Source organism: Sphingobacterium detergens, from assembly GCF_003610355.1.
GTDB lineage: Bacteria > Bacteroidota > Bacteroidia > Sphingobacteriales > Sphingobacteriaceae > Sphingobacterium > Sphingobacterium detergens.
The window spans coordinates 489,099-505,655 of record NZ_RAPY01000002.1 but is presented as its reverse complement, the minus strand read 5'-3'; the positions used below and the strand labels follow the sequence as shown (position 1 = coordinate 505,655).

The 16,557-nt window shown below is 39.9% G+C and carries 15 protein-coding genes; 5 read left to right on the top strand and 10 right to left on the bottom strand.

Annotated elements, in window-relative coordinates:
* Positions 1–29: 29 nt before the first annotated feature.
* From DFQ12_RS14190 to DFQ12_RS14160, 7 genes are all read right to left on the bottom strand, one after another.
* Positions 30–1,157, bottom strand: a complete 1,128-nt coding sequence (locus DFQ12_RS14190) for a glycoside hydrolase family 76 protein (RefSeq protein WP_208642554.1) — start codon at positions 1,155–1,157, stop codon at positions 30–32.
* Positions 1,158–1,166: 9 nt separating this feature from the next.
* Positions 1,167–2,309, bottom strand: a complete 1,143-nt coding sequence (locus tag DFQ12_RS14185) for a SusE domain-containing protein (RefSeq protein WP_120259710.1) — start codon at positions 2,307–2,309, stop codon at positions 1,167–1,169.
* A 77-nt stretch (positions 2,310–2,386) separates the two neighbouring features.
* Positions 2,387–4,012: a RagB/SusD family nutrient uptake outer membrane protein gene (locus DFQ12_RS14180; protein WP_120259709.1), complete on the bottom strand. Its 1,626-nt coding sequence runs from the start codon at positions 4,010–4,012 to the stop codon at positions 2,387–2,389.
* Positions 4,013–4,023: 11 nt separating this feature from the next.
* Positions 4,024–7,434: a TonB-dependent receptor gene (locus DFQ12_RS14175; protein WP_244211748.1), complete on the bottom strand. Its 3,411-nt coding sequence runs from the start codon at positions 7,432–7,434 to the stop codon at positions 4,024–4,026.
* A 238-nt stretch (positions 7,435–7,672) separates the two neighbouring features.
* Positions 7,673–8,845: a FecR family protein gene (locus DFQ12_RS14170; protein ID WP_120259708.1), complete on the bottom strand. Its 1,173-nt coding sequence runs from the start codon at positions 8,843–8,845 to the stop codon at positions 7,673–7,675.
* A 104-nt stretch (positions 8,846–8,949) separates the two neighbouring features.
* The gene (locus tag DFQ12_RS14165; protein ID WP_120259707.1) at positions 8,950–9,555 is read right to left on the bottom strand and encodes an RNA polymerase sigma factor; all 606 of its coding nucleotides are present in this window, start codon (positions 9,553–9,555) and stop codon (positions 8,950–8,952) included.
* A 440-nt stretch (positions 9,556–9,995) separates the two neighbouring features.
* On the bottom strand, positions 9,996–10,184 hold the full coding sequence (locus DFQ12_RS14160; RefSeq protein WP_147420416.1) for a hypothetical protein: 189 nt from the start codon (positions 10,182–10,184) through the stop codon (positions 9,996–9,998).
* 102 nt (positions 10,185–10,286) lie between these two features.
* Between DFQ12_RS14160 and DFQ12_RS14155 the strand changes: the two genes are divergently transcribed.
* From DFQ12_RS14155 to DFQ12_RS14135, 5 genes are all read left to right on the top strand, one after another.
* A complete protein-coding gene (locus DFQ12_RS14155) occupies positions 10,287–11,078 on the top strand; it encodes an SDR family oxidoreductase (RefSeq protein WP_120259705.1) in 792 nt (263 codons plus the stop codon).
* A 67-nt stretch (positions 11,079–11,145) separates the two neighbouring features.
* Complete coding sequence (locus DFQ12_RS14150) at positions 11,146–11,550, top strand: GlcG/HbpS family heme-binding protein (RefSeq protein WP_208642553.1); 405 nt, start codon at positions 11,146–11,148, stop codon at positions 11,548–11,550.
* Between the two features lie 18 nt (positions 11,551–11,568).
* Positions 11,569–12,372 carry a helix-turn-helix domain-containing protein gene (locus DFQ12_RS14145; RefSeq protein WP_120259704.1) on the top strand — a complete coding sequence of 268 codons (804 nt, stop codon included), beginning with the start codon at positions 11,569–11,571 and terminating at the stop codon, positions 12,370–12,372.
* A 171-nt stretch (positions 12,373–12,543) separates the two neighbouring features.
* Positions 12,544–13,068, top strand: a complete 525-nt coding sequence (locus DFQ12_RS14140) for a GNAT family N-acetyltransferase (protein WP_167457275.1) — start codon at positions 12,544–12,546, stop codon at positions 13,066–13,068.
* 50 nt (positions 13,069–13,118) lie between these two features.
* The gene (locus DFQ12_RS14135; RefSeq protein ID WP_208642552.1) at positions 13,119–13,880 is read left to right on the top strand and encodes a hypothetical protein; all 762 of its coding nucleotides are present in this window, start codon (positions 13,119–13,121) and stop codon (positions 13,878–13,880) included.
* Between the two features lie 153 nt (positions 13,881–14,033).
* Here the strand turns inward: DFQ12_RS14135 and DFQ12_RS14130 are convergent, their stop codons facing one another.
* The 3 genes from DFQ12_RS14130 to DFQ12_RS14120 form a co-directional block, all read right to left on the bottom strand.
* Positions 14,034–15,170, bottom strand: a complete 1,137-nt coding sequence (locus tag DFQ12_RS14130) for a dienelactone hydrolase family protein (protein ID WP_120259702.1) — start codon at positions 15,168–15,170, stop codon at positions 14,034–14,036.
* Positions 15,171–15,319: 149 nt separating this feature from the next.
* Positions 15,320–15,766, bottom strand: coding sequence for a nuclear transport factor 2 family protein (locus tag DFQ12_RS14125; RefSeq protein ID WP_120259701.1), 447 nt, complete (start codon positions 15,764–15,766; stop codon positions 15,320–15,322).
* A 151-nt stretch (positions 15,767–15,917) separates the two neighbouring features.
* Entirely contained in the window at positions 15,918–16,526 is a 609-nt protein-coding gene (locus tag DFQ12_RS14120) for an HD domain-containing protein (protein WP_147420415.1), read from the bottom strand.
* Positions 16,527–16,557: the final 31 nt, after the last annotated feature.

Here is a 16,557-nt window from a genome sequence, read left to right as displayed (position 1 = left end):
CATCTAATGACTCCGAGGTATCCAATCTGTTATTTTGACCTTATCTGATAGCGTGCCAGCCCTTCAAACAGCATGGCAGCACTGGCGTAGGCTGAAATTTCGCTATTACCAATCGGCGGCTGAGACCAGGAAGAGCCAAACAATAGCGTCGGCAAGCTGGTTCCTTTGGTCCAGGCAATTTTACCGTTGTTAACCAAAAACTTCTCAAACTTTGCGCGATAATCTGCATCGATTCCCTCCAGGTTCAAATATTCAACAAAGTACCGGATGAATATACCCTTAAACAGCGCACCGTCACCATTACCCTCATCACGCAAAATATTATTCCCCACATCTATACAGCGGGTAATGGTGTAATAACTAATTTTCTGCGCATCGACCAGATAGATCTGATCTTTGGTAATCTTAAAAAGCTCCACAGCCGTACCAAGAAAAGTTCCCTGATTATAGGTCAACGTGGTTACATCAACCGCATCTGTCTCTCCATTGATATTATCGTACACAGCACCTGAAGATGGATTATATAAGGTTGCCTTCTGCCATTCATAGATCTTTTTGGCCCAGGTCAGGTAGTTTTCATTTTTTGTTAAATTATAAAGTCTAGCCGCAAGAATGCTAGCAGGTCCATTAGAACAAGCATTCTTGCTGTATAACATATCCTTACGCCAGGCCAATCCACCGCCAGCATATTGTTCATTCCAGGCTTTCAAAATATCAGTCCATAACAGTAGTACCGCATCGAGATATTTTTGCTCCTTAGTCGTCTCATATAGTCGCAGCATAGTCAAGGCATTCCACTCCATATCATCATAGAATACATTATAGTAAGTGTTGCCATTTTTAACCTTGACACCCTCAAACCACTTACTGAAATAGGCGCTGTATTTAGCGTCCTTCGTCCGTTGATAAGCATCAATAACTACGTCCATCGCGTGGGCATTGGGCCAGTATTGAAAGCCCTGATCCGATTGGTTGATGGCGTTGTTAAAATATCCCGCTTCATTCCAGAAACCAGAGATCATTTTGTCGGACACCTGCGTAGCGATCTCTGTCCAAGATTCCTGAATCGTATCGTCGTATAAATATGTATCCTCGACTTTTGTGCACCCAAACAGTAAGAACAGCATGGATGAGATTATCACTATTTTCTTCATCATTTCCTCTTTTTAATTTGGAACTACTGCATGTGTATAATCTTTGTCCCCTTGTAAGATCATGGAGATTTTGGTCGGACGCCCATCTACAGCATCCACAAATTTCCATTTGTCATCCCATTGCGAAAGATTAGGTAATATACGGACAAAGTAATACGATGGGGCTGAAGAACTGTTTGGTGGGCTATCGGTACCCGTCTGGGTCCCCAATTGTACAGTCTCTGCCTTTCCTGCCTTGACCGTTTCCATCTGGAACTTATAGCGTTGATCACGCCCCCAGCTTTCTTGCTTAAAGTTGATAACACCTGTTGCCGACCAGATACCCTTGCCTTGATAAGGGAGATCCAGTACCACCGCCCCGGAAGGTGAGAAATAAACCCCCATGCTTTTGATTTCAGAATAGGTAATCGTCGAAACGTTGAAATCAATTCGAATTCGATACACCGCAGTCTTGGCAACGGTATTGCTACCGGTCTCTTCTTCTTTTATCTTGGTTTGATCTTCGGAATAGAATACACGTCCATCTGCCGATTTACGATCTGTAAAGATATATTTTTTACCTGCTTCCAATTTTGTAAAAATCTCATATTCACCATTACCAACAAGCTTAAACGGTATTGCTTGAGCAATAGCGGCACCGTTCTCAGCACCTTCACCAGTGATAAACAATTCGTCTGGAATATCTGCAAACCCTTCCAGCGTTTTGATATTCAGCTTCTTTTTAACTTTACTCAGTACGCGTTTCATACCTCGTATGGAATACACAGACCAAGTGATGTCGCCACTTGTACCCGGTTCGATCCCAGCTTTGGCCGCCACCTGATTCAATATTTTGTGACTGATATTTGCGCCATTTGAATTCCCATTATTGTCCGAAGTAACGGTATATAGCGGTTTGCTGAAATCGCCATTTACCTGATCAAAAACAACTTCATATTGGGCCGCCCCCCCATCGGCAACCAGTGCAGATTCCCATTCAAAATACAGAGCTGCAGAACTCGAACTCAATAATTTGACTGCCTTCCCATCTGTCGGTGCATATAAATTCTCCACAGCGGATACATCCGCATCCGAGTATTTCATATCGTCTTTTTTGCAGGAAACGATGTTCGCAACCAATGCGAGCATTGCTATAACTTTAAAATACCATTTCATGTCTTTATCTTTAATTTTGTAGTTCAAAACGGACGTTGTTCACGCTATCGTTTGCAACGGTTTGTTTCGATTAAATTTTAGTTTGAATAGCCTTGATTATTGGGCAATAGGTTTTTATTCAGGTCAATCTGTGTCCTTGGCACTGACCATAGATAATCTCTACTCTCGTCAAATCGTCTAATATCCAATTTGATATAGCTATTGTTACCACCATATTTAGCACCAGTTACCTGTCCGTCCAGAAAGGTTTTACCTGCTTTCCAACGTACGATATCATAGTAACGCAGCCCCTCCAAAGCGAGTTCGCTTCTTCGTTCGTTTCGTACGATCGTTTTCAGATCACCGGTCATAGGAAAGTCCAGTGCTTTGCCCACCACAAAGCCAGCTCTTTTGCGGATAGGTTTGATTGTCATATCCCAAATTGTGGCATCGAGCTGCCCCAGCGCCTCTTTCGCTTCGGCATACATCAATAAGATATCAGCATATCTGAACATAATAATATTGAGCCCGGCATCGTATTTTACCGTTGCTGTCACATCGTAATATTTCTTTACATAATAGCCGGTTGCAGAAGCATTAGCACTCGCTCCCTGATACTCATCCAAGCGCTCTTTATCTGTTCCTCCGGAGCCTGGTTTGATAAAAATTTTACGGACTGTCCCATCAAAGTCAGTCCATTGGCCGCCATGAAAAACAATAGTTGCCGCCATCCGTGGGTCTCGATTTATGTAAGGATTATCACTGTTGTAGTTAGGATCCGCACTTATGGTATTTCCATCAAGGGTGATATAGTTGTCAACAAGACTCTGCAAAGGGGCATAACCATTCAGTCGCGCCTGAGCAGAGATCGGAGCCGCATCATAGAGTTTATTCCAGGTTTTCAACTGTGGTACATAGCCGTAATCCAGAATAACCTCCGAATTGTATTCCTTTGCTGCAGTAAACAATTCCGGATAACTATCGAAAAGCGCATATGTCCCAAATTCCCCTTGTTTCTTGATCAAGTTCTCACAATACTGCAATACTTTGTTCCAGTTGCTCTCATAGAGAAAAGCCCGTGCCTGAAAAGCTGAAGCCGCACCTTTTGTAATTCGGCCTCTATCATCGGCAGGCAACACATCTTTGCTGGGCAGATCAGCCATACATTCATCCAATTCCTGATGGATAAATGCCATGACGGTTGCCTTGGCCGTCCTTGGAACGATTTTAGATTCCTCTAGGGAGATGTCTTTGGTAAAGAAAGGAACATCGCCGTAAAAATTGACCAGTCTAAAATAGAGGAATGCTCGGATAAATCGTACCTCCGCAATCCGACGTTTTTTGAGCACAGCATCCATTCCGGGGACACGATCTACATTTTCAAGGTAGACGTGGCAGGTCTTGATGCCGCCATAGAGATCGGACCATTCCGAAGCAAAACGTCCCAAGGTAGGGTCAGCAGTTCCATTGCGGATAGCGCGCTGGTCGGTATTTGACCGCCCTTCAAAAATATTATCACTTAGCGCTTCATCATTCCATAATCGGTCGGCTGAGAAGAGTTGATTATAGGCCATGTTGACCATTTTTTCTGCATTTTCTGGATAATCCCAAAAGTTCTCATCCGTAAATCTATCTGTTGGCAAGGTATCCAACTTATTGCAGGAAGTGAAATGAACCACAGCCATTAAACTCAAGCCTCCTATAAGTAATTTATATAGTCTCATCACATAAATGGTTAGAATTGAATATTTAATCCGCCGCCATAATATTTCAACGTTGGATAATTGCGGGCACTATTGGCTGAACCTCCCATATTGGAGTCAAATTCGGAAGATTCGGGGTCTATCCAGGAGTTTTTACTCAATGTCAGCAAATTTTGGGCATTAACAAAAAAGCGTACCCGCTGTAGCCCCAATTTGGATGTGACATTCTTTGGTAATGTATATCCTATTTGAAGATTTTTCAGACGTGCATACTTCCCATTGAAAAGATAGAGATCAGAATCTTTCCCAAAGTTGTTTGTTGAGGCTGTAGATCCATTGGCGGTAAATCGAGGCCACTGCCCATCAATATTTGTCGGCGTCCAGTAATCAAGTTGATGTTGATAAATAGCATACGAATAATTCTGGTGAAAGGGCTCGATCAGCTCACCGCGGATCATCATATCCCGTTTACCAACACCTTGCCAGAACATGCTAAAATCAAAATCCTTATAACTGAGGTTATAGGTCAGGCCGAATGTAAATCGTGGGAAACCATTACCCAGGACAAATCTATCCCGTGCATCGATCATTCCATCATTATTACGATCCACATATTTGACATCTCCTGGTCGCAAGTCCGCGGCGGTGATACCACTTGGCAGGGCCGAGGTCTCGATATCCGAAATATTCTGGAAGAGTCCAGCCATTTTGTAGCCATAATAGGAATTGTACGGCAGACCGACACGTGTCAATTTGGTAATATTATCTACTGTTGAAATCCGGTCATCTCCTGGCATGGAGACAATCTTATTGTGACTGTCACCTATATTGGCATTGATCTGATGCTGAAACTCGCCTGTTTTAGCGTGATAGGTCAGATTGATCTCCCAGCCTTCATTGTTCATTTCGCCCAAATTCTGGTTTTTTAATGAGGTCCCAAACACGGATGGGATCTGTGGTGACATCAGAATATCTACTGTTCGCTTCTTAAAGTAATCAAAGCTTGCTGTCAGCTTATCCTGAAAGAAAGTTGCATCAAGGCCAACATTGAAATTATAGGTTTTCTCCCAGCGCAAATCCAAACTGGCGTAGTTAAATCCCGCGGCAGCTACTGGCTTATTATTAAATCCATAGCTGTTTGGATAGGATTCATAAGTAAAATAATACGAATAATCATCCACGGCCTGATTTCCCAGTACACCATAGGTGGACCGAACCTTGAGGCTACCGACATGCTCCTTATACCAATTCATAAAACGCTCTTCCGATGCTCGCCATCCAAGTGATCCTGAGGGAAAGAATCCCCAGCGGTTTGCTTTTGAAAACTTGGAAGATCCATCGTAGCGAAAGCTGAATTCGGCAAAATACTTACTTTCAAAGTCATATCCGGCACGACCGAAGATTGAGTTGATGCTATTCTGTAAAGTACCATTTGGTGTGACACGGGCACTGGCGGGATCGATAACTGTTCCGGTAGTCGGTGTTCCCAGCACTGGATCGGTAAACTTCATTTTAAGTTCATTCTGTCTACGCGTATAGGACTCATTGGATGCACCAATCAAACCTGAAAGATGATGACTCCCGAAGATCTTGTCATAATCCAGCAATAACTGAAAATTCAGCAAAGAAGCTTTTTCATTAAAATCTTCTGTATTACGATCTGAATTTACGAACACCTGTGGCTGCAATGCGTCGGGGTCGGAATACAAGGGTACTTGGATCCGTCTGATAAAACGATGGTCTGCGTAGATATCTGCGCCAAAAATACCGCGCAGCTTCAGACCGTCGAACAGCTTTGCCTCGAGATTCAGATTGATGTTAAAATAATCATTGTCATTTTTAATATAACCACCTTCATTAAGTTCAGCCAGCGGATTTTGATCTGTGAGTGCGTTATTGACCAGATATTTTCCATTATCTGCCCGCATTCGATAATAATAATAAGAAGGGAGGCGAGAAGCATTGATGATAGCACTTCCGGCTGTATTGCTCATATTGTTGTTACGTGTATACGCTAAAATTGAGGTCAGTTTAAAACGGCCGATCTCAGTACTGAGATTAGTCCGTAGATTATAGCGTTTTATCCCAAAATCCTGTCCAACAAAATTGCTGGGTTGGTTATAAAAGCCTCCTGAAAATAAATAAGAACTTTTTTCACCACCACCCGTGACGTTGATATTATATTTTTGTTGAAACGAATTTTTCATGATTTCCGGCAAATTCCATTTTTCGATATCCTGATGTGCATACAGATCAGCAATCGCTTCTGGTGAAAACTGTGGATCCATTCCTGAGTTGGTGAGTGCAAGATTACGTAAGGTCGCGTTTTCATAGCCAGCGACTGGGGAAAACAAGATTTTGGGTTGTTGCACACCCCATTGCGTGCCAATTGTAACCGAGGGTTTCTGATTTTGGCGTCCCCTTTTTGTGGTTACCAAGATGACACCATTTGCTGACCGTGAGCCGTAAATAGCTGTGGAACCTGCATCTTTGAGTACAGATACTGTTTCGATATCGTCCGGATTGATCTTGTTCAGTGTTCCGCCTTCGGTAATAATTCCGTCAATCACCACTAGTGGCGCATTACTATTTACGGTAGATATTCCCCGGATATTGATGTTCATTGAATTATCGTTTGGATCCATACTTTTCTGTTGAATGGTCAAACTTGGGGAAGCGCCCTGAAGGGCCTGTGTAACGTTGCCGACCGGTCGGTCCTGAAAGGTCTTTGCACCGATCTGATCGACGGCACCGACAACGCGCTGCCGTGTCGTCGTACCATATCCGATAACGATAACTTCTTCCAGCTGGCTATTGCTACTTTTCATCAGCACATGTAACTGTCCCAATTCCTCTGTACGCATAGTAGCCAACTCCACAAGCTGCTGATCGTACCCGACAGAGGAAAATATCAGCGTGGATTTTGGAGAAAGATTACTGATCGTAAAACTACCATCAGCGGCAGTGGAAGTTCCAGCCGATTCATTTCCTTTTACGCGAACGGAAACGTTGGCAAGCGGTTCACCACGCTCATTGGTCACCCGTCCCTTGATCATTGCCTGAACTAGCACCGTCGCTTGCTGTACTGATGAGCCTATGCTTGTAGACCGGGGCTTGTCCCGAATGACGATTGTCTTGCTGTCCATCTGATACGACAGCGGCTGATCTGCAAAAAGCTGAACCAGTACATCTGACAACATGCGGTCTTTTACTTTTATATTGACAGGTTTAGCCGCCGACATTTGCCGTTCTGTATAGAGAAAATTGTACCCTGTCTGTGACTTGAGGTCCTTAAATATTCTTTTAAGGCTCATATTGGAGTATTCCAATGTTACCTTTTGTGCAAAAGTCGAAGCGCTAACCTGCATAAAAGTAACCAAGATAATTATGGTCGTCAATCGCATAATAAGCCATAGTTTACGGAATAGCAAATATGCTATCACCTTTTTTCTGATATAATTTTGATACATTTGCAAGGTTTGATTTGCAGTATATTCGAGTCGTCCAAAACAGAAATATAATGCAGATTGGATAGTTAAAATTTAATTGTCCCAAACAGCAACCGAGTCCTTCGGGATCTTGGTTGCTTTCTTATAGCCCACCGTGGTGACTATTCGTTTTGTATATTTCTATTCATCAGTTACTTTTTTAGGTATTTATAATCAATTATTTATTAAATAATTACGGAAGAACATATAGGGTTTTCCCTTCAATCCTGAAATGGACTGCCCCCGTATTTTCAAGCAGATTTAAGACTTGCTTTACGTTATCAAAGCGGGATATCCCTCCGCCGAACTTCTCTGTTGTTTTTTTTCCCTGATAGATTACATCCACATTATACCAGCGTGCTATTTCGCGCATTACACTTTCGATATCATCCTCATCAAACATAAATTCGTGATTGGTCCACGCAATTATTGGAGCCGTATCTACTTGCTGTAATTTAAGCGTTCCGTTGGCATTAAGGCTAGATTGTTGTCCAGGAAGTAACCGCAGTTTTTGGCTACTGGAGGATACTTCGACACTCCCTTCCAAAAGTGTAGTTCGCAATGCTGGTTCATCGGCGTAGCTATTTACATTAAAATGGGTTCCCAGTACTTTGATCTGTTGACCGGATGTATTGACAATAAAAGGATGCTTGGGGTCCTTTGTTACCTCAAAATAGGCTTCTCCTACCAATTCCACTTCCCTTTTCCCTTTATGGGCAAACTGCATTGGATACTTAAGGGCTGAAGCAGCATTGAGCCATACCTGTGTACCATCTGGTAACTTAATCCGATAGGTTTCTCCTTTGGTTGTTGATAATATGTGATTGCCAGACCCACCCCCCGCATTCTTCCCTACTTCGTAGATCAATTGTCCATCATTACTTTTAGAAATCTTGATACCCATTTCATCTGCAATCTGTCCATTCATGGTCTCCTGTAAGCGAATCTGATCGCCATTGGCCAGGGTTAAGGTCGCGGATTGTTTTCCTGGCGATATCAACTCTTGCTTAGACTGTCGATTTACGGAATCACTTACACCATCAAAAAACCACCAACCAGCAAACGATATTCCAATGACAGTAGCGGCAACAGCGGCAATACGTTTCCAGGACCACAATGATCTCGCTTTTGGTTTATTTATCTGAAGATGTAATTGCTCCCAAGTGTTATCCAGTACCAGCAGAAGTTCGGGATCCTGAAGCAGGACCCGATCTACAGGATCATCCAGGACTTCTTGGATCAGCTCCTGCAGCAGTATTCGGTCTTCCCCCGATTTTATATAAGACAGAAAAGCGCGGGAATTTTCCTCACTGAGCTCCCCATGTATATACTGTCTTAGCGTATATTGAAGTACTTTTTTTTCCACAATTGGTTATCTTCTTTTTAGCTAATACACTTCAAAAGCAACGATCATCTGCTCCCGTTGCAATTTTATTTTATATTTTTTCAGCCTAAAGAAAATAATAGGGATCAATGATGTTGGAGAAGTATAAAAGAGGCTATTAACAGCGTGGATTTATCCAAAACACCGTGCCTTTCTTTGATATATTTGGTAGCTTTTACAATATGGTCATTGATTGTGGAAGTCGATATTCTTAATAAGGTACTTACTTCAGCGTAGCTTTTACCTTCGATCTTACAAAGCTTGTAGATCAGTCTGCGTTGGGGAGGAAGCTGTTCAATCGTCTGGGAGAGCCATTGTTCGTCCTGTTTTTCGTCTAATTGTTCTTCTACATGGCTATACAATTGTGTATTATGTTGACTAAGGTAGGCTTGAATCTGTTTCTCCAGATTATTTTTACGGATAAAGTTATATACGGTGTATTTAGCAATCTGAAACAGATAGGATCGAAAAGACTGTTCGGGATCAATTAGCTCCCGCTTATCCCATACTTTTATAAAAACTTCCTGTAAGAGCTCGGCAGCATCCTGTTCGGACTTGACCATTTTACGAATGTTGAGATAGATTCGGCCACTGTAGAGGGTATAAATTTGACGAAAAGCTGTTTGGCAGCCCGAACGCAGGGCCAACAGGTTTTCCTTCTCTTCAATATGATCATATCTCGGTTTATACATTGTCACTCTGGTGAAAATATAAAAAATGGGTCACCAAATCTTGGACCTTTCTCTCATAGTGATGACAAAATAGCAAGAACTATCCCCTTCGTTGAAAAGTAAAAATGCTATAGCTTTATCGTATTTGGTTATCCTCTATCCATCTTAGGTTCATTCAATACATTTATTATCACCATAAAATCCGATAATAAACGCGCGTCGGTATTCCGAAAAATCGAAACTCCAACACGTCTACAGCTTAGTATTGATACATCCATAAGATTGAATAAAACAAATATAAAAAAAACTAAAACGGTTTTGCTTATTTCAGAAGAAAATTAAAAAATGAGCAGGCCGCAGCAATTGCCTCCCAGCGGATTTTACAAATTGTCCTTTGTCTTAGAACAACGAGGAAACAAAGTATGGATAGGTTCCTATTATCTTGCGATTTCATAGGGACTTTAAACAGACTTTACTCGGACCTCATTCGGATAAAAGCGAATAAAGTCTGCTTCAAATACGAATAATATAGCGATGAAATAGGTATTATTTAGAAAAGAATCTCTTACCTGCTCCCTTGAAAAACAGAAAAAGCCAGATCTCAGGATCGCTCCGAATTTAGCAGCGTCTTCACGGCTATACGTTTTCATATTGGAAGATTGAGCCATTGAACAATATAAAATTGAACTATACAGAAACACTTTCAACATGCAAACTCAGGTAATTTAGTCTAAACCATTTAGATTAAAAAAATGAGTAAAACAATATTAATTACAGGAGCTGCAAGCGGTTTTGGAAAAATTGCTGCATTTGATCTGGCAAGCAAAGGTTACAAAGTAATTGCAACCGCACAGGTTTATCCACAGGTAAGCGACTTAATACGTGAGGCTACCGAAAAAGGAATCAATCTTATTGTTGACAAATTAGATGTGACCGACCCTCGGGACCTAGCTTATATTCACAAGAAATATGATATTGATATCCTGATCAGCAATGCTGGCATCATGGAAGGTGGACCAATTGCTGAACAGCCAATGGACTTAATCCGTGCTATGTTTGATGTCAATGTATTTGGAGGTCTTGAGCTCGCACAAGGATTTATCAAAAAATTTATTGCCCAGAAAAAGTCGGGCAAGATTGTGTTCACAACCTCAATGGGTGGCCTTTGGACAGTGCCCTATGTGGCGGCTTATTGCGCTTCAAAACACGCAATGGAAGCAATTGCTGAAGGGTTAAAAACAGAACTAACCGACTTTAACATCAAGATTGCAACATGTAATCCCGGTGTATATGGTACAGGATTCAATGACCGTGGTGTGGATAGTATATTCCGCTGGTATGATCCTGAAGTCAATTTCACACCGCATGCTGTATTTGATGGCATCGCTGAATCGTTGAATAATCAATTGGATCCACAAGGCATGGCAGATTGCATTGTAGATGTAGCGCTGGACGAAAATTCTAATTTTAGGAATGTTTATCCTAAGGAAACCGAAGAATTTGTAAAACAGCTGCAGGTCGAAGCCTGGACTGCAAAAAGTTAGTTAAATAAACAATATCCTATGGGCACAGCTACCTTGCTGTGCTCTTTTCATAAAATAATGGACCAATATGATGAATATAAATTATAATCAAGCAACCCAACTATTGAATGCTTCTATTGTGAAAGCGAACGAAATAGGTATTTCTGTCTGCATAGCAGTAGTAGATAATGGCGGACATTTAATGGCTTTAGCAAGACTTGACAGTGTCTTTGGTGTCATAGACTTCGCGATAAAAAAAGCAAAAACTGCGGTCATGTTTGGTGTAGACAGTGACACTATGGGGAGTATTATCGCTGGCGCTGATATCCATTCCTATGGCATGATCAACTCCAATGATGGTTTATTGACAATACCTGGAGGAATAGTTATTAAAGACGCGAAAGACAATATCATTGGAGCTATTGGTTGCTCCGGAGGTACTCCTGAGCAGGATAAAGAAATTGCAAGCGCGGGTAGTCAGATAATCCTTTAATTTAATGATATTTGTATCATGACTGCAACCCACGAGATCATATTTGATAGGCTGGTGTATTCCTGTGCATTTGAAAAACATAGGGGATCCGAGGAATTTTATCCGGATCATTTTTTAGGATTTCAGCTCTGCGGTGAAACACATGCTTTTCATGATCAGGGATTTACAGTTATCCATGAAAACATGGTCGTTCTGGTCAAAAAAAATCAGCTTATCCGTACCATAAAATATCCTTCAAAATCTGGAAAATATAATTTCATTGCGATAACATTGGACAAAGAAACTTTGCAGCGTTACGCTTTTGAAAATAAAATTGTGATAGATACACAGTATCGAGGAAAGCAGAAATTATTTTTTGAGCCCAATGAGTTCCTCACCAGTTATTTTATTTCGCTTGCTCCTTATATAAATAAAACGAAACAGGCAACACCTAGACTTGCCGATATCAAAGTCAGGGAGGCCATCGAGCTCTTGCTTGATAGTAACCCTGATTTAAAATATATCCTATTCGATTTCATTAAAACCTATAAAATCGATTTGGAAGAATTTATGAACAACAACTATATGTTTAATGTGCCGATAGAATCATTCGCTAAACTTACGGGACGCAGTATATCTTCTTTCAAACGTGACTTTGCTGAGATCTTTGATTGTAGTCCGAAATTGTGGCTCAAGAATAAACGTCTGGAAGAAGCGTATTATTTGATCAAACACAAACGGCAAAAACCAACAACCTTCTATCTGGATCTTGGTTTTGAAAACCTAAGTCATTTTTATTCATCATTCAAAGAGAAATATGGCTTAACAACTTCAGAAATTTAGTATTCTTTTTCCCTTATAATTTTTTGACAATATGGGAAAAGCAGTCTTTTTAGAGTACTTACAGCTGTTGACCAAAGCTGAAATCGAACGCGGAAAATAGATGCTCCATTGACCAATAAAATGACAATTTTTATTCATAAATTGAGTCAATTCATTATAAACAGACTTGCTATGGGAACTAAAATTTCAACCGACAAACTAATATTGAAACCTGTCGAACTGTCCGACCTCCAAAACATGTATTATCTTAGGACCAATCCACAAGTTGCTAAATATATTGAGCGGGATGTCAATAAAAATCTCGAAGAGATCAAGCAGTTTATAGAGCTAGTCAGAAAAAATAATTTTTACTTCACGATCAATACCATAGCTCCCAGTGAATTTATTGGAACGATAACCTTATGGAATATCGACCGAAGTACAAATTATGCGGAGATAGGCTACGAGTTGCTTCCTCAATTTCAAGGGAAAGGATTAATGAGTGAAGCCGTAAAGGCAATACTAGATTATGCCTTCAATGAAGCAGGATTTGAATACATTGAAGCATATACGCATCGCGAAAATATAACGTCCAAAAAACTCTTGGAGCGAGTCGGCTTTAAATTGGTAGTGGGTAAAATTGATGAGGATAATTCAGACATTATTATTTATGGAATAAATAAAATAGAGAAAGAAGGCTCAATTGATCATGAATAATATAATTTAGTAATTTCAAAGGTGATATATACAGCATAATAAAACAACAGATGAAATTTAGCTTTTTAATTGTAATGTTACTGACTTATGGCTTTGGCCAGGCACAGGATATCGAAATTAACGCTTCAAAAAAAGCCAAGATCAATAACATAATCTCACTCTTCAAACAAAAGAACTTCGATGCTATTTCAGCCATTATAAATTACCCTTTGAAGCGAGAAAACCCGATTCCAGCTATTAAAAATCCAAAAGAATTTAAGCAACGGTCTCACGAGATTTTTGATCAGACGCTCCTCAATCTGATTGCAAGTTCAAAAACTGAACAATGGACGGAAGTTGGTTGGCGGGGAATCATGCTCGATAACGGCACTCTATGGATAGATAGTGATGAAGGGAAAATAACCGCCATAAACTATCAGAGCCCTTTTGAAAAAAAATTAAAACAAACATTGATCCAACAACAAAAAGATTACGTACACAGTTCTTTAAAACAATTTAAAAATCCGGTATATACAATAAGAACCGAAAAATATCTGATTAGAGTAGATGAACTTGCTAACGGAAAGTACAGATATGCTTCTTGGAAGATTGGCAACAAAGAAAACGCGCAACCTGATATTATAATTAATAATGGCAAATTGGAGTTTGGCGGAAGTGGAGGAAATCATGTCATTACATTCACGAACAGGAATTATACCTACAAAATATATCGGAATATTATTGCCGAAAAAAATGCTTCTGATATTACCCTTGATGTAGAAAAAGATAACCGAAAAATTTTGAGTCAACGCGGAGCATTAATAGCAAATTAAAAATACTGTTTGCTAAATTAGTATTCAATAAAAAGCCAAATTAATGCGAAATCAATATGATTTAATTGAGTGCGGTTACTCACCAGTACATTAGAAAGTTCATAAAGAAAAATTTAAGTATCATAAAAAAATTGATGCTGGCAAGAAGAGGAATTATTCCTCTTCTTTATTAAACATCATTCTGAAAAATTCCAAAGTTGATTTTTCACCTGTTGGTAAGTATGAAAACCCATGTCCTCCACTTTCCACGGATTTTAACACCCAATTTTTAGTCTGTTTCTCTACTTGTTGGTACACTTTCATGAGGTCGTCGTAGGTATAAAGACTATCGTCTTTGGCATGTATTGAGTAGATTGGATGGGTGAGTTCTGGAATTCCGTTTTCGGATTCAAAATCACCAATCTTCGGCCGTGCCGAAATGGTATAAAATGCTCGAAACGGGGTATTTTGTTCCTGAGCAAACTGATAACTGACATTTCCCCCCATTGATAATCCCCCCAAATACATTGTATTTGTGTTAATATAATAACGAAGCTTAACCTCAGCCAATATCGTCGCAATAATTGCAGAGCAATTGTCATAATTCTTCCATCCAGGATTTCCTTTTTGAAAGGGATATATAACAATCGAATTGGTGCTATCAGCAATTGTAAAAATAGGTTCAAACCGTGTCTGAGGGTCTACTGTGAACGATGCTTCTTGCGCACTCACTCCTCCATGTAGGAAAAAAAGCGTCCTTGTTGGCGTATCGCACTGATAACCCCTGGGAACAAATACAAGATATGGAATTTCAAGTCCATCTTGATTAATATGATACAATGCAAAACCTTGTCGTGCATTTTGATAGGAAGCTTGTTTACCTGAGATCGCATTCGATAGAATTTCATCTTGCCAAATTTTATCTAGCTTATATTTTTGCTGAATTTGGGCTTCCATCTTCGCTAAGATTTTTTTGTATGTGAGGTCATGTATTATTGATTTAAATATGGAATCATTTTTAAAATAGGACAGCTCTTGTTCATTATCGCCCAAGCCTAATTTAACCCCTTCATTTAACCATTCAATAGCCAAGTCGGTTTTACCACAGCGAAGTGCAATCACCAGCGCATTTGCATAATCATATTTTCCTTTATCATCTTGCTTTTTAAAGGCTTTTTGAAAAGTCAGAAGAGCGTCTTTGTATTTTTCCAATTTAATTTGTGTACCAGCCAGATCCATCAATTGTTCATAGGATTGAGCAACTGATTTCTGAAACGAAAGCAAGACAAGCAATACCATTAAAATCTTCATTTTTTAATTTGGATAATTGTGTAGGAATATAAACTTATATAAATATGTTAAGCAAGAAAATGGATATCGTATGGAGCATATAGGTCGACTAAAAAGCCACATCTCGCGATGTGGCTCTCCAACATATATATTTATTTTAAACGACCTGCTTATTTATACGAGTTAATAGATTTGGATACTTTCCAGCTGTCGCCTTCGCGAACCAAAGTAACAAGATCCGTCATGGTAAAATTTTCAAATTTCATGGTTACTTTTGCGATCATATAGTCTGCTGATTTTTCGATGATCCGGGCGCTCACGTTACAATTCAACTTTTCTCCTTTTTGTTTTTTGAAAAAATCGACTACAGCATTACGGCTAACGGTTGCTGCCTGTGAAGATTGAACATTTTGGCTGAAATCCTCCGTAAACAATTGTTCTATTCCTGCTGATTCGCCCTTTGTTTTCACCGCAACATAATGGTCAAGGGCTAAGCCTGCTGTGGAAAGATTAACTGATGCTTTCTCTGTTTTTCCGACTATTTTTTCCGTTGCCATAGCGAAAGTAGATAATGCAATTAAAGCGACTGCTGCGAATGTTTTTACTAGTGTTTTCATAATGTCTTTATTCTATTGTGTTAGTTCTGTTGTTCTTATTTGTTGATTCAAAACTACAACACAATACGCTCCTCACCTACGGGCTTTAGACTAATGGACAGGAAAACTCGGTGAATGGCGGAAATGGGGAGGTAAATCGGCGACAGGAAATTTAGCTTAAGCTCACAATCTCCAGTTGAATATTTAAACGGGCTTGTTTTTCATACCTATCGAAAAACAAATCTGTTTTAAAGATCCTTTCCATATTCAGAAAACTCTGCAGAACTTGTTTTCTACCTTGGTCAAAATAAATAGAATCTCCATATTCTTTGCGGATGCCGGCGGCATATTGAGCATAAGATACACTGTCAGCCCCTAGTATTGACATATCGGCATCTATAAAGTAATTGATATCGGAAGAACTATTGCCCGCATGTGTCTTTGTTGCTAAGATCATCTCGCTACATATGCTGATCAAATCAGATGGATACTGCAGTCTATTTAGATGATTTACAGCAACAAGCGCGCTCTTTTCTTCGTTACTACCATCCATCATAAAGTAGACGATATCATGATAAATCATAGCAAGATAAGCGGTAGAATAATCTGACAATTTATTTTTGCAAAGATCTAATTGATTGCTAAAATGCTGCAAATGTACCAAGGTATGATATGCCCTTCGTTGATCGGAATATGATACGATTACCTCATTCCAGCAGGATTCCAACAGGACGATATCCTCATTATATGGTTTGAGGCACGAAAAATAAATCTCTTTCATTTGTAAGACATCAATGATCATAAGTAAAGCT